Below are 13469 nucleotides of genomic sequence, written 5' to 3'. Positions count from 1 at the left end.
TTCCCCCTGCTCCTGAGGGAGGACGTATGCCCCGAATCACCGTCACTGTCGACGGTATCCAGTACGAGCAGGACGTCGAGCCGCGGCTCCTGCTCGTCCACCTGCTACGAGAACGCCTGGGCAAGACCGGCACCCCCGTGGGCTGCGACACGAGCAACTGCGGCGCCTGCACGGTCCTGCTCGACGGCAAGAGCGCCAAGAGCTGCTCGGTGCTCGCCGTCCAGGCCGACGGCTGCGACGTCGTCACCATCGAGGGTCTGGGCGCCAACGGCTCCCTGCACCCGATGCAGCAGGCCTTCCACGAAGAGCACGCGTTGCAGTGCGGCTACTGCACGCCCGGCATGGTCATGGCGGCGATCGACCTGCTCAGGCAGGATCCCGACCCGTCGGAGGAGACGATCAGGCAGGGGCTGGAGGGCAATCTCTGCCGCTGCACCGGATACTGCAACATCGTGCGGGCCGTCCGCAGGGGCGCGCAGGAGATGGGTCAGGCGGTGAGCCGGCCATGACCGTGGACCAGGAGGTGGGCCGGCCGCGCCGGCGCAAGGAGGACGCGAGGCTGCTGACGGGGCGCACCCAGTGGACGGACAACCTCTCGCGCCCTGGCACCCTGCACGTGATGTTCCTGCGCAGCCCGATGGCGCACGCGAGGATCGCCAGGATCGACGTGTCGGGGGCGCGCGGTCTGCCGGGGGTCGTGGCGGCGTTCAGCGGCCAGGACTTCCGGGAAGAGCAGGGCAGCCTGCCGTGCGCGTGGCCGCGCAGCGGCGACACGGTCATCCCGGAGCATCCGCCGATGGCGGTCTCGGAGGTCCGCTACGTCGGCGAGGCGGTGGCCTGCGTGGTGGCGACCGACCGTTACCGGGCGGCGGACGCCTTGGAGGCGATCGAGGTCGACTACGAGCAGCTGCCCGCGGTGCTCGACATGAACGAGGCGCTGTCGGAGTCGGCCGCCAAGGTGCACGAGACGGGCAACCGGGCCTTCACGTACCGGACGACGTCGGGGGACCTGGAGGCGGCGTTCAGGGACGCGCCGGTGGTCATCGACCGCACGTTCGTGCAGCAGCGGCTGATCCCGAGCGCGATGGAGCCGCGGGCGGTGCTGTGCGAGACCGACGGCGACACGTTCACGATGTGGACGTCCACCCAGATCCCGCACATCCTGCGCACCATGCTGGCGCTGGTGACCGGCGTGGCCGAGCACAAGCTGCGGGTGGTCGCCCCCGACGTGGGCGGCGGGTTCGGCTCGAAGCTGCAGGTGACCGCGGAGGAGGTGCTGTGCCTGCTGCTGGCCCGCCGGCTGGGCAGGCCGGTGAAGTGGACGGAGTCGCGCTCGGAGGGCAACCTGACGGTGCACCACGGCCGTGACCAGATCCAGCACCTGCGGCTGGCGGCCGACTCCGACGGGCGGATCCGCGGGCTCCAGGTGGAGCTGCTGGCCGACATGGGCGCGTACCTGGTGCTGCTGACGCCGGCGGTGCCGCTGCTCGGGGCGCAGATGTTCAACGCCATCTACAAGATGGACGCCTACGAGTTCGCCTGCACGGGCGTGTTCACCACGAAGATGCCGACGGACGCCTACCGGGGCGCCGGGCGGCCGGAGGCCACGTTCGGCATCGAGCGGATGATGGACGAGCTGGCCGCCGAGCTGGGCCTGGACCCGCTGGAGGTGCGGCGGCGCAACTGGATCAGGCACGACGAGTTCCCGTTCACCACGATCTCGGGCCTGACCTACGACTCGGGCAACTACGAGGCGGCGACGGACCGGGCGATGGCCCTGTTCGGCTACGACAAGCTGCGCGCGGAGCAGAACGACCGGCGTGACCGGGGCGACCCGGTCCAGCTCGGGATCGGGGTCAGCACGTACACGGAGATGTGCGGGCTGGGGCCGTCGCGCTGGTTCGGCAGCGAGAACGCCGGGGCGGGCGGCTGGGAGCACGGCTCGGTGCGGGTGTTGCCGACGGGCAAGGTGGAGGTCGTCACCGGCAGCTCGCCGCACGGGCAGGGGCACGTGACGGCGTGGAGCCAGATCGTGGCCGACGCGCTCGGGGTGCCGTTCGAGGACGTCACGGTGCTGCACGGCGACACGGCGATCTCGCCGAAGGGTCTGGACACCTACGGCTCGCGCTCGCTGACCATCGGCGGCATCGCGGTGCTGAAGGCGTGCGACAAGGTCAAGGACAAGGCCCGCAGGCTGGCCGCGCACGTGCTCGAATGCTCGCCGGACGACCTGGAGTTCGAGGCGGGCGCGTTCAAGGTGCGGGGCACCGAGTCGCAGACCACGATCCAGGAGCTGGCGCTGGCCGCGTTCGCGGCGCACGACCTGCCCGACGGGGTGGAGGCGCGGCTCGACTCCGACGCCACGTTCGACCCGGACAACTTCTCCTTCCCGCACGGCACCCACCTGTGCGCGGTGGAGGTCGACACCGAGACGGGCATGGTGAAGATCCGCTCGTACGTGGCGGTGGACGACGTCGGCAAGGTCGTCAACCCGCTGATCGTGGACGGCCAGCTGCACGGCGGCATCGCGCAGGGGGTCGCGCAGGCCCTGTTCGAGGAGGCCGTGTACGACGCCGACGGCAACCTGCTGACCACGACGATGGCCGACTACCTGCTGCCGTCGGCCGCGGACCTGCCGGACTTCGCCCTCGACCGGACCGAGTCGCCGGCGACGAGCAACCCGCTGGGCGTGAAGGGCGTGGGCGAGGCGGGCACGATCGCCGCGACCCCGGCCGTGGTGAACGCGATCGTGGACGCGCTGCGCCCGTACGGCATCAACGACGTCCGCATGCCCTGTACGCCGGAGCGGGTCTGGCGCGCCCTACAAGATCGCACGCTGGAAGGAGCACGGCGATGATCCCCGCGCAGTTCGACTACGTGCGGCCGGCGTCGCTGGCCGAGGCGTGCCAGGAGCTCGGCTCCGACGAGGACGCGAAGGTCCTGGCGGGCGGGCAGTCGCTGCTGCCGTTCCTGCGGCTGCGGCTGGCGTACCCGTCGAAGCTGGTGGACATCGGCCGGCTGGCCGACCTGCGGGGCGTGCACGACCGCGGCGACCACGTCCACATCGGTGCGATGACCACGCACGACGAGGTCATGCGCTCCCCTGTCGTACGCGAGGGCTGCCCGCTGCTGGCGCTGACGGCGGCGCAGGTGGCCGATCCGGCGATCAGGCACCGGGGCACGTTCGGCGGCTCGCTGGCGCACGCGGACCCGGCCGGTGACCTGCCGGCCGCGGTGCTGGCGCTGGACGGCGTGTTCGTGGCCGCGTCGGCGTCGGGTGAGCGGGAGATCCCGGCGGCCGAGTTCTTCGTCGACTACCTGGAGTCGTCGCTGCGGCAGGGCGAGATCCTGGCCGGGGTGCGGATCCCGAAGCTGGGCGCGGGCTGGGGCTTCCACTACGAGAAGTTCCACCGCACCGCCCAGGCGTGGGCCATCGTCGGCGTGGCGGCGGCGGTCAGGCGCTCGAACGGCTCGATCGCCGAGGCGCGGATCGCGCTGACGAACATGGGCCCGACACCGGTGCGGGCGCGGGCCGTCGAGACCGCGCTGCAGGGCGTGGAGCTGGGCGACCAGGTACGGCAGGCGTGCGTGGAGGCGGCGGCCGACACCTCGCCGCCGGCGGACCTGCACGCCCAGCCGGACTACCGCCGGCACCTGGCCAAGGTGCTGACCGACCGGGCGGTGCGGGCGGCGGCCGGGGCGCCCTGATCTGTGGCGGGGGCGCCTCTTCCGGGGCGCCCCCGACCCGTCGTAGGGTCACTGGCATCGGACAAGGAGCGAATCGATGGCGATGCGGTTCGAGCACGAGTTCACTGTTCCCGTACCGGTCGAGCAGGCGTGGGCCGTGTTGCTCGACGTCGAGCGGGTCGCGCCGTGCCTGCCCGGGGCGACTCTGGACATCTTCGAGGGTGACGAGTTCACCGGCAGGATGAAGGTCAAGGTCGGCCCGATCACGGTCACCTACCGCGGCACGGCCAGGTTCGAGGACGTGGACAAAGACTCCTACTCGCTCACCATCCAGGCGTCGGGCAAGGAGGCCAGGGGTTCGGGCACGGCCGCCGCCACGGTCAAGGCGCGCATGGAGCCGCGCGAGGAGGCCACGCTGGTGACGGTCGAGACGTCGTTCAACGTGACCGGCCGGCCCGCGCAGTTCGGGCGGGGCGTGATGGCCGAGGTGGGCGGCAAGCTCATCGAGAAGTTCGCGGCGAACCTGTCGGAGCTGCTGTCGGAGCCGGTGATCGAGCCGGTGGCGCCGGTCCAGGAGCCCCAGGAAGGGACCCAGCAAGAGGCCCAGCAGGAGACGCAGCAGGAGGAGCGGCATCTGAGCGCGGTGCCGGATCAGGACGTCCGGCCGATCGGCACGCTGCGGACGTCGCGCTCGCCCGACGAGGAGGCGCTCGACCTGCTGGAGATCGCCGGGCAGCCGCTGCTGAAGCGGCTGGCGCCGGTCGTGGGCGGCCTCGCCGTACTACTTGTCGTTATTTGGGTGATACGTCGGCTTATGCGCTGATTTTCAGCAAATACTCCCTAAAGTCCGGACGCTTCCCTCGTCCTGGGGGAAGTGTCACTCCCGCTGGGGAACTAGGGGGAGGACTCGCGGGATGCCGGACTGCACCGTCGTCGTCATCACCTACAACGACGCCGAGCGCCTGCCCAGAGCGGTGCGCTCCGTCCTCCGGCAGTCGCTGCGCGACCTGGAGGTGATCATCTCCGACGACGCCAGCACCGACGGCACGCCGGAGGTGGCGCGGCGGCTCGCCGAGGCCGACCCGCGCGTGCGTTACCTGCGCAGGCCGCACAACAGCGGTGGTTGCGGGGCGCCGCGCAACGACGGGATCGACGCGGCCGCCGCGCCGTACGTGATGTTCCTCGACAGCGACGACGAGCTGCCCAGGCACGCCTGCAAGAGCCTGCTCACCGAGATCGAGCGGACCGGGGCCGACTTCGTGTCGGGGCAGATCTCCCGGCTGTTCGAGCCGAGCGGGCGGCTGCGGCCGTACTATCCGTCGTTGTTCGCGCGGCGGCGCGTGGTCGAGGGCATCAGGCAGGAGCCCGAGCTGTTCCTCGACTCCTTCAGCACCAACAAGCTCTACGACGTGGAGTTCCTGCGCGAGCACGTGCTGCGCTTCCCCGAGGACATCCACTACGAGGACCACGTCTTCGCCGCCGAGCTGTACGCGCTGGCCCGCCGGTTCGCGGTCGTGCCGTGGACGGTCTACCACTGGCACCGGGCCCCCACCAACGACTCGATCTCGCTGAGCATCGACGACCTCGCGAACGTGCGCCAGCGGGTGATCGCCGCCCGCCTGAGCGACGACCTGCTGCGCGAGCACGGGCCGCGGACCTGGTGCCGCACCGGCAGTACCGGTTCCTGCGCCAGGACCTGCGGGTCTACCTCAACCCGCTGCCGCTGCGGGACGCGGTGTGGGTCAAGGAGTTCGCCGCGATCGTCCGGCCGTACCTGGAGGAGCTGCCCGCCGAGGTCTTCGAGCGGGTCGGCCCGCTGGACCGGGTCTGCTGCCGGCTCATCCTGGACGACCGCGTCGAGGACCTGCGCATCGCGGCGGGCTCGCTGACGGGGCCGCACGCCCCGCCCCGGGCGGCCGTGCAGGTCGGCGGGCGCACCTACTGGGGCACCACGGTCGCGCCCGGCCTGGACATCACCGCGCTGCGGCTGGCCGAGCTGCCGTTCAGCGCCTCCAGGCTGCGCCACGAGGTCGCGGCCCTGGTCTCCGACGGCGAGCGGGTGCGGATGACCGTGCGCACGTACGACCCGTTCGGCGCGCTGCCGTCGGAGTGGTCGGCGTTCCTGCAGCTCGGCAAGGTACGCATCCCGATCTCGCCCGAGCCGTCCGGCGAGGGCGGATACGTCTCCACGGTCACGTTCACCCCCAGGGGCCGGTGCGAGCCGCGCATCGGCTTCACCCGGACCTCCGACGGGCACACCACGACCGACCGGATCATCGCCGATCCGCACACCGAGCCGATCGAGCTGCCCGGCGGCACGGTCACGACCGAGGGGTACGCCGCCTACCTGTGTGTGCGGCCCGCCCCGGCCGCCCGGTCGTTGTGGCGGCGGGTCAGGCGGCGGCTGATCAAGCGGGTCAGCACGCCGGCGAACAAGCTCCGGGCGTACAAGGTGCTGATCAGGGTGCTGCCGCGGCGCCGGAACCTGGCGTTGTTCGAGTCGGACGTGGGCAAGGGCTACAACGGCAGCCCGCGCGCCATCTACGAGGAGATCAGGCGGCGCGGCCTGCCCATCGAGGCCGTCTGGTCGGTGGCGAAGGGGCGCGCGAGCTTCCCCTCCGACGTACGGCTCGTGCGGCGCGGGAGCTGGCGCTACGTCTACACGCTGGCCAGGGCCGGGATCTGGGTCGACAGCCACGGCTTCCCGCTCGACTACCCCAAGCCGAAGGGCACCCGCTACCTGCAGACCTGGCATGGGCAGGGGATCAAGTCGATCGGGTTCGACGCGCCGGACCTGCGCGGCGACTTCGACGGGCCGCGCGCGCAGTGGCGGGCCGCGGTGGCGCGGTGGGACGCGCTGGTGTCGCCGAGCGCGGAGTTCTCGCGGGTGTTCCTGCCGTCGAACGGGTACGCGGGCAAGGTGTACCGGTGCGGGACGCCCCGGTGCGACGCGCTCGTCCAGGCCCGGCGGACGGACGACGTGCGGGAGCGGCTGGAGGTGCCACCCGGGCGACAAATCCTGCTTTATGCGCCTACTTACCGGGATCGGGCGAAGAACAGCGGCAAGTCCATCCGGGTGGATCTGGAGCTGCTGGCCGAGGAGCTGGCCCAGGACTGGGTGGTCGTGCTGCGTACGCACCCGGTCGAGCGCTACAGCCCGCCCGAGCACCTGCGGCACTTCGTCCGCGACGCCTCGTCCTATCCGGAGATCAACGAGCTGATCCTGGCCTCGGACGCGCTGCTGACGGACTACTCCTCCGTCATGTGCGACTACGCCGTGACGGGCAAGCCGATGATCTTCTTCATCGACGACTGGGACGACTACCGGCTCTCCGAGCGCGGCGTCTACCACGACCTGCCGTCGATCGCGCCGGGCCCGTGCCTGACCACGACCGAGGACCTGGTGACGGTGCTGCGCGCGCTGCCCGCCGTGCACGAGACGTACGCCGAGCGCTACGCCGCCTTCCGCGACCTGTGGTGCGCCGACGAGCACGGGGACGCCGCGGCCAGGATCGTGACCGACTTCTTCGGGCAGGCGGCGCGATGACCGTCGTGTTCACCTGCCTCGACGCCGACACCCTCGGCGGCATCCAGCAGGTCACCCACACCCTGGCCCAGGGGCTGGCCGAGCGCGGCCACGAGGTGCACGTCATCGGCCTGCAGCGGGCCGCGACGCCGTTCCGCTACGTGGATCGGCCGCTCTACCACCACCACGTGATCAGCAACCGGCCGGTGACCGGGGGCCTGGCCCGCCGCCGGGCCGACCGGCGGCTGAAGGCGCTGCTCGGCGAGGTCGGGCCCGGTTACGCGGTGCTGACCTCGCCGTCCGTGGTGGCGCGGACCGCGCGGCTGCTGCCCGGCTCGCTGCGCCCGATCGGCCAGTACCACGGCTCCTACGACCACGCCCGCGACTGCTGGCACCTGGCCTCGATCCGGCGCCACTACCCGGAGCTGGACCAGGCGGTCTTCCTGAGCGAGGACGACGCCCGGCTGTTCTCGGAGCACGCGCTGCTGCCCAACGCCTGCGCGCTGCCGAACCCGCTGGCCGCCTGGCCGGGGGCGATGTCCGTGCTGGAGTCGCCCCGGGTGCTGGGGGTGGGGCGGCTGGAGGGCGTCAAGCGCTTCGACCGGCTGATCACCGCGTTCGCCCGGTCGGGCGCGCCCGAGCCGTGGGAGCTGCACCTCGTCGGCTCCGGCGCCGAGCTGCCCCGGCTGCGCGCGCACGCGCGGCGCGAAGGGGTGGACGGGCGGGTGGTGTTCAGGGGCGCGGTGCCCGCCGCCGCGATGTCCGCCGAGTACCTGGCCGCCTCCGTGGTGGGGCTGACCAGCGAGTACGAAGGGCTGCCCGTGGTGCTGCTGGAGGCGGCGGCGCACGGGGTGCCGGCCGTGGCCTTCGACGTGTCGGGCGGCGTGCGCTCCACCGGGGCGGTGCTGGTGCCGCCGGGCGACGTGGACGCGTTCGCGGTGGAGCTGGGGCGGCTGGTGGACGACGAGGAGGAGCGGCGGCGGGTCGGCGCCGACGCACGGGCCAGGGCGGAGTCGTTCGTCCTCGACCACGTGCTGGACAAGTGGGAGGCCCTGTTCGCCCACGTGGAGCGCTGACCCGCGCCGCCGCGCTCCCCGGGGGAGCACGGCGGCGGGAGCCGGGTCAGACCGGCTCGGTCAGCTCCTTGCGCTGCTGCGGCACCCCCGCCAGCGACCGCTGCCGGGTGGTGAGGAGGGCGGCGACGGGGCTGGGCTCCCTCAGCCGGTTGAAGCGGTCACGCATGCTCTTGCGCATCCGGGACGCCTTGCGCTTCTGCATCGTCTTCTGGCAGGCCACCACGTGCTCCTTGGCCGGCTTCGGCGCCCCGCTCAGCTCGTACCCCATGGACTCCAGCCGGTCCCCCAGCATGTGCTCGCACAGGGCGATCTCCCAGTCGTCGAGCCGGTTCGACCAGCTCCCGACGCGGCTGCGGGTGACCTCGCGGTGGGTGTTGCTGTGCCAGACCTTGTGCTGCGGCACCGCGACGCTGGCGGCCTCGCGGGGCGAGATCATCGACGGCGAGAAGTCCTCGTCGAGGAAGTGGCAGAGCTTCTTCAGCTCGGTCATCGGGTCGTCGGTGAGGTCCTCGTAACGCAGCTCGTAGTAGGTGTCGGAGGCGAGCGTGCGCTTGAGCCGGCCGCCCGCGTCGATGGCCTCGGCCCAGGTGGAGACGGCGTGGAAGGAGTCGAGGGTGTACCAGGGCATCTCCTTCAGCGAGGCGACGCAGTCGCGGCCGTCCCTGATGAGGTGGATGAACTGGGCGTCGGGGAAGAGCCGCAGCAGCAGGTCCACCTGCTTGACGTAGCTGGGCCGCTTGTCGCCCCAGCGGGCCTTGTCGAAGCGGTCGGCGTACATGCGGAACGCCGTGCCGATGACCGAGCCGAGCGAGCCGGGGCCCTCGACCGCCTGCCGGACGAACTCGTTCTTGTCGATCTTGAGCTCGCGGAACTTGGTGCTGCGGTCGGTCGCGATCCACTCCGCGAGGGCGCGGCGCCGCTGGGCGACCCGCAGGTCGCCCCACGTGCGGCGGCGGTAATAAGCGGGAACGAGGAAGCGCGTCTCCGGTGGCACCGCCATGCGGGGGTGCGAGTGGAGCATGAGCTGGAGCATCGTGGTGCCGGACCGCGGACATCCGATGACGAAGACTGGCCGGTCGGACATGTCGTACTAACCCCCGAAAAACTAGACGAGAACGTGCTCTCGGCTCTCCTGAGGCGAGCCCGCGCCGTGCCTGCGCGCGAAGAGCCACATCCGGTAGACAAGGAAGACCTCGTTGGCGAGCAGCAGGAGCCCCGACAGCGCGGCGAGCGGGATCAGCGCCCATGCCCCCGCAAGGGGCGCGATCACGAACACCGCCGCGTGAAACTCGATGCCGCTCACCAGGTGCGATCGGACGCGATGGCGGGCCAGGAACCGGTTGAGCCGCCGGAAGAGCCGCAGGAGGCCGCGCGGCCGGCCCGCCCGCCCCAGCGGCGCGCGCTCGGGCTCCTGCGCGGACTCTTGTGCGGGCAGCGGGTCCGGATCCGGGTCCGTGAGGGCGTCCGCGTCCGTGAGGGTGTCCGGCTCCGACAGGGGATCGCGTTCCTGGCGCTCCTCCCTGATGGCGTCGCGCACGCGCTTCATCTGCGGCGCGTTGACGTACCGGAACAGGTCCAGGACCGCCACCGCCGCGCCGAGCACCACGTAGCGCACGTCGCCGGTCAGCGCGTACTGCCCGTACGCCAGCCCCCCGGCGCACAGGACCACCCTGATCCGGTCGCCCACGTAGTCCAGCCAGAGGCCGAAGGGCGTCCCCGTGCCCTTGAGGCGGGCGATTTTGCCGTCCACGCAGTCGATCATGAAGCTCAGATAGAAGAAGGCCGCGCCCGCTATGAGCTGGTTCGATGCGAAACAGGCGGCCGACACCATGCCGAGGACCAGCGAGAGCACCGTGAGTCCGTTGGGTGTCATCCGGGTGCGGTTGGCGACGGGCAGTGCGACCCGGCAGGCGACCGGGTCCACGAAATACACGGTCCACCAAGAGTCTCTCCGCTTGCGTGTCTCGTAGACGTCATCCAGCGAATAGGTCCTCATGCCTCCCAGCATGACCACGCGGCGCGCCGGGACGATTACTGTCTGGAACTACTGGGGGATGTCCATGCCGCTTCTTGACCAACCCGGCACGGACAACCGCCACACGCCGCCGCTCGCGTCGTCCCGGCACCAGCCCTTCAGCACCAGGCCGCGCATCTCGGCCCGCACCTGGAGCCGCCACGGGCCGCCGCCTTCGAGCCGGTCCGGGTCCACCGCGGCCACCACGCCGTACCGGCCGCGCCGCCGGACCTCCAGCGGGATGCGCCGCTGACCGTCGCTGAGCCACAGGGCGACCTTCGGCACCTTGCGCTCGACGCGGTGGATCCCCACGTACACGCGCAGCCGGTAGCCGGCCCCGGTCCACTCGCACGACTCGAGCCTGGCGACCAGCTTGAGCTCCTCGCGGGCGTCGAACACCTCGTCCGGGATGCGCAGGCGGCGGTCGCGGAAGAAGGGGTAGTCGCCGTACCAGTTGGTGGTGCGCAGCCCGCGCGGGCGCACGCGGGTGACGTCCTCGCGACCGCGCCGGAACTCGCGCACCGTACGCAGCTCCGCGACCAGCCCGCGCCGCAGCAGGTGCAGCTCCAGGCGGCGCAGCGACGGCGCGCTGTCGAGCACGTGCGGGCCCAGCGCGGCCAGCCAGGCGTGCCCCAGCTCCAGCAGCGGCCCCGGATCCCCCTCGCAGTGCTCCAGCGCCTGGAACAGGAACACCGTGTCCTTCTCCAGCACCAGCGCGTCGAAGCCGTCCAGCAGCTCCGGCGCCCGCTCGTCGAGGAAGGCGCGCACCGAGCGGATCGCTGCCAGCCGCTCGCTCAGGTTCGGCAGCTCGGAGCGGCGCTGCGTGATCGAGGTCTCCCCCTCCTCGTCGCGCTTGCGCCAGTGGTAGACGACGTCGCCCACCATGTCCACGCTGGTCGCCAGCACGTGCGCCTGCATGGCGACCGGCACGTCCTCGTAGATGCCCGACGGGAACGCCAGCCCCGCCCGCTCCCAGAACTCGCGCCGGTAGACCTTGTTCCACACGGTGCGGTCCCTGACCAGCACCTGCTTGTCGGTGATGTGCGTGCACAGCTGCGGGCGCCTGAACACCTTCTCGTGCAGGACGGACTCCTCCAGCCCGCCGTCCACGAGCCGCCGCACCGCGCCGCACGCCAGGTCGGAGCCGGTCTCCGAGAGGCTGCCCACCAGCACCTCGTACGCCTCGGGCGGCACCACGTCGTCCCCGTCCGCGAAGGCCAGGTACGTGCCCCGCGCCCGCCGCAGCCCCTGGTTACGAGCCGGCCCCGGCCCCAGGTTGCGCTGGCCGACCAGCACGAAGCGGTCGTCCGCCGCCGCGAAGTCCTCGGCGACGCGCCGGCTGCCGTCCACGGAGCCGTCGTCCACGAGGATCACCTCGATGTCCTCCAGGGTCTGCGCGGCCAGGGATTTGAGGCACTCGGCCAGGTACGGCTCCACGTTGTAGATCGGGACGATGACGCTGAGCAGGGGGATCATGCCGGGATCGCTCCTTGGTTCGGTACCGGGTCGAGGGCAGCATGCCGTGAGCGCCGATCGGATTCCCGCTCCGATGGCCGTCCCTGATGAGCTCTTTACCGGACGCGTAATCCGCTACCTTGTGCAAGAGATCGAGCACGAAGAGTCAGGGGGACACGGTGCTCAGAGACGTCCGGGGCGATGATCTGGCCGCCATGCGCCGCTGGCGCAACCATCCGCGCGTGCGCGCCGCCAGCTTCACCACCCACGAGATCACCGAGGACGAGCACCTGCGCTGGTGGGCGGCCGTCCGCACCGACCCGAGCAGGCGCGTGCTGATCTACGACCACCACGGCGTCGCGACGGGGGTGGTGACCTACTCCGACCTGACACCGGAGAGCGCCACCTGGGGCTACTACCTCGACCTCGACACGCTGGAGCGGCAGGGGGCCCTGCTGCCGGCCTGGATCGGGCTGGAGCGGGCGGCCGTCGGGCACGCCTTCGGCCCGCTCGGGCTGAGCAGGCTGCGCGGCGAGGTGCTCGACGGCAACGAGCCGGTGATGCGGCTGCACAGGCGCTTCGGGTTCGCGGAAGTGGGCAGGCGCCGGCAGGTCGTCGACGGCGTGCCGCGCGAGGCCGTGACCTTCGAGATCAGGAAGGAAGGCCGATGATCTCCATCGGAGGACGGGCGATCGGGCCGGGGCAGCCGCCGTACGTCGTGGCCGAGCTGTCCGGCAACCACAACGGCAGCCTGCGGCGGGCGCTCGACATCGTCGACGCGGTGGCCGTCGCCGGGGCGCACGCGGTGAAGCTGCAGACGTACACGCCCGACACGCTGACCATCGACTGCGACGCGCCGCCGTTCCGGGTGGGCGACGGGCACGAGCTGTGGGGCGGGGAGAGCCTTTACCGGCTGTTCGAGCGGGCCCACACGCCGTGGGAGTGGCACGAGCCGATCTTCGAGCGGGCGCGGGAGCTGGGGCTGGCGGCGTTCTCGGCGCCGTTCGACCCCACGGCGGTCGAACTGCTGGAGAAGCTGGGCGCGCCGGCGTACAAGATCGCCTCTTCGGAGATCGTGGACCTGCCGCTGATCCGGCTGGCCGCCGGCACGGGCAAGCCGCTGATCATCTCCACCGGCATGGCCACCGTCGCCGAGATCGAGGCCGCGGTGTCGGCGGCGCGCGAGGCCGGGTGCACGCAGCTCGCCGTGCTGTCGTGCACGGCGTCCTATCCGGCCGCGCCCTCCGAGAGCAACCTGCGCGCGCTGCCGCTGCTGGCCGCGGTCACGGGCGAGGTCGTGGGGCTGTCCGACCACACGCCGGGGATCGGCGCCGCGCTGGCGGCGGTCGCGCTGGGCGCCTGCCTGATCGAGAAGCACGTCACGCTGTCGCGCGACGACGGCGGCGTGGACGCGGCCTTCTCGCTGGAACCGGCCGAGCTGGCGGCGCTGGTGGTGGAGAGCGAGCGGGCCTGGCAGTCGCTGGGCGAAGTGGCGATCGGGCCGCGCCCCTCCGAGCGGGAGGGGCTGCGGTTCCGCCGGTCCCTGTACGTGGTGCGGGACGTCAGGGCGGGCGAGCCCGTCACCCCCGAGAACGTGCGCTCGATCCGGCCCGCGGGCGGCCTGCCCCCCGACGCGGCCGGGCAGGTGATGGGCCGCCGGTTCACCCGGGACGTGCCCTTCGGCACCCCGCTGAGCTGGGACCTCATCTGA

Annotated in this window: 12 protein-coding genes; 9 read left to right on the top strand and 3 right to left on the bottom strand. The window is 71.8% G+C overall.

What is annotated here, in order from left to right; translation table 11 throughout:
• Positions 1 to 26 precede the first annotated feature (26 nt).
• From KIS93_RS38125 to KIS93_RS38100, 7 genes are all read left to right on the top strand, one after another.
• Positions 27 to 509, top strand: coding sequence for a (2Fe-2S)-binding protein (locus KIS93_RS38125; protein ID WP_080043101.1), 483 nt, complete (start codon positions 27 to 29; stop codon positions 507 to 509).
• On the top strand, positions 506 to 2857 hold the full coding sequence (locus KIS93_RS38120; RefSeq protein ID WP_080043103.1) for a xanthine dehydrogenase family protein molybdopterin-binding subunit: 2352 nt from the start codon (positions 506 to 508) through the stop codon (positions 2855 to 2857). Before KIS93_RS38125 ends, KIS93_RS38120 begins: the two co-directional genes overlap by 4 nt.
• The gene (locus tag KIS93_RS38115) at positions 2854 to 3708 is read left to right on the top strand and encodes an FAD binding domain-containing protein (protein WP_080043105.1); all 855 of its coding nucleotides are present in this window, start codon (positions 2854 to 2856) and stop codon (positions 3706 to 3708) included. The genes KIS93_RS38120 and KIS93_RS38115 overlap by 4 nt, the downstream gene beginning before the upstream one ends.
• A gap of 76 nt (positions 3709 to 3784) precedes the next feature.
• The gene (locus tag KIS93_RS38110) at positions 3785 to 4510 is read left to right on the top strand and encodes an SRPBCC family protein (RefSeq protein WP_080043106.1); all 726 of its coding nucleotides are present in this window, start codon (positions 3785 to 3787) and stop codon (positions 4508 to 4510) included.
• A gap of 91 nt (positions 4511 to 4601) precedes the next feature.
• Positions 4602 to 5576, top strand: coding sequence for a glycosyltransferase family 2 protein (locus KIS93_RS66000; protein ID WP_246005403.1), 975 nt, complete (start codon positions 4602 to 4604; stop codon positions 5574 to 5576).
• 176 nt (positions 5577 to 5752) lie between these two features.
• On the top strand, positions 5753 to 7234 hold the full coding sequence (locus tag KIS93_RS65995; RefSeq protein WP_246005431.1) for a CDP-glycerol glycerophosphotransferase family protein: 1482 nt from the start codon (positions 5753 to 5755) through the stop codon (positions 7232 to 7234).
• Positions 7231 to 8289 (top strand): glycosyltransferase, encoded by a 1059-nt coding sequence (locus KIS93_RS38100; RefSeq protein ID WP_080043110.1) that lies wholly within the window; start codon positions 7231 to 7233, stop codon positions 8287 to 8289. Before KIS93_RS65995 ends, KIS93_RS38100 begins: the two co-directional genes overlap by 4 nt.
• 46 nt (positions 8290 to 8335) lie before the next feature.
• Here KIS93_RS38100 and KIS93_RS38095 read toward each other — a convergent pair whose 3' ends face one another.
• Genes KIS93_RS38095 through KIS93_RS38085 form a run of 3 tightly spaced genes read right to left on the bottom strand, consistent with a single transcriptional unit; the run spans position 8336 to position 11779 of the window.
• Entirely contained in the window at positions 8336 to 9373 is a 1038-nt protein-coding gene (locus KIS93_RS38095) for a sulfotransferase family protein (protein ID WP_080043112.1), read from the bottom strand.
• Positions 9374 to 9394: 21 nt separating this feature from the next.
• Positions 9395 to 10285, bottom strand: a complete 891-nt coding sequence (locus KIS93_RS38090) for a CDP-alcohol phosphatidyltransferase family protein (protein ID WP_230465610.1) — start codon at positions 10283 to 10285, stop codon at positions 9395 to 9397.
• Positions 10286 to 10333: 48 nt separating this feature from the next.
• The gene (locus KIS93_RS38085; protein ID WP_080043114.1) at positions 10334 to 11779 is read right to left on the bottom strand and encodes a glycosyltransferase family 2 protein; all 1446 of its coding nucleotides are present in this window, start codon (positions 11777 to 11779) and stop codon (positions 10334 to 10336) included.
• 158 nt (positions 11780 to 11937) lie between these two features.
• Between KIS93_RS38085 and KIS93_RS38080 the strand changes: the two genes are divergently transcribed.
• Complete coding sequence (locus KIS93_RS38080) at positions 11938 to 12429, top strand: GNAT family N-acetyltransferase (protein WP_080043115.1); 492 nt, start codon at positions 11938 to 11940, stop codon at positions 12427 to 12429.
• The gene (pseI, locus tag KIS93_RS38075) at positions 12426 to 13469 is read left to right on the top strand and encodes a pseudaminic acid synthase (protein WP_080043116.1); all 1044 of its coding nucleotides are present in this window, start codon (positions 12426 to 12428) and stop codon (positions 13467 to 13469) included. The genes KIS93_RS38080 and pseI overlap by 4 nt, the downstream gene beginning before the upstream one ends.

It is taken from the genome of [Actinomadura] parvosata subsp. kistnae, from assembly GCF_900323885.1.
Classification (GTDB): Bacteria; Actinomycetota; Actinomycetes; order Streptosporangiales; family Streptosporangiaceae; genus Nonomuraea; species Nonomuraea composti.
This window is presented reverse-complemented; position numbering and strand designations above follow the sequence as displayed.

Excerpts from the sequence above, each read along its gene's own strand:
- KIS93_RS38090 (WP_230465610.1), bottom strand. The coding sequence starts at position 10,285 with ATGAGGACCTATTCGCTGGATGACGTCTACGAGACACGCAAGCGGAGA.
- KIS93_RS66000 (WP_246005403.1), top strand. The coding sequence starts at position 4,602 with ATGCCGGACTGCACCGTCGTCGTCATCACCTACAACGACGCCGAGCGC.
- KIS93_RS38125 (WP_080043101.1), top strand. The coding sequence starts at position 27 with ATGCCCCGAATCACCGTCACTGTCGACGGTATCCAGTACGAGCAGGAC.
- KIS93_RS38100 (WP_080043110.1), top strand. The coding sequence starts at position 7,231 with ATGACCGTCGTGTTCACCTGCCTCGACGCCGACACCCTCGGCGGCATC.
- KIS93_RS38120 (WP_080043103.1), top strand. The coding sequence starts at position 506 with ATGACCGTGGACCAGGAGGTGGGCCGGCCGCGCCGGCGCAAGGAGGAC.
- KIS93_RS38110 (WP_080043106.1), top strand. The coding sequence starts at position 3,785 with ATGGCGATGCGGTTCGAGCACGAGTTCACTGTTCCCGTACCGGTCGAG.
- KIS93_RS38085 (WP_080043114.1), bottom strand. The coding sequence starts at position 11,779 with ATGATCCCCCTGCTCAGCGTCATCGTCCCGATCTACAACGTGGAGCCG.
- KIS93_RS38095 (WP_080043112.1), bottom strand. The coding sequence starts at position 9,373 with ATGTCCGACCGGCCAGTCTTCGTCATCGGATGTCCGCGGTCCGGCACC.
- KIS93_RS65995 (WP_246005431.1), top strand. The coding sequence starts at position 5,753 with ATGACCGTGCGCACGTACGACCCGTTCGGCGCGCTGCCGTCGGAGTGG.
- KIS93_RS38115 (WP_080043105.1), top strand. The coding sequence starts at position 2,854 with ATGATCCCCGCGCAGTTCGACTACGTGCGGCCGGCGTCGCTGGCCGAG.
- pseI (WP_080043116.1), top strand. The coding sequence starts at position 12,426 with ATGATCTCCATCGGAGGACGGGCGATCGGGCCGGGGCAGCCGCCGTAC.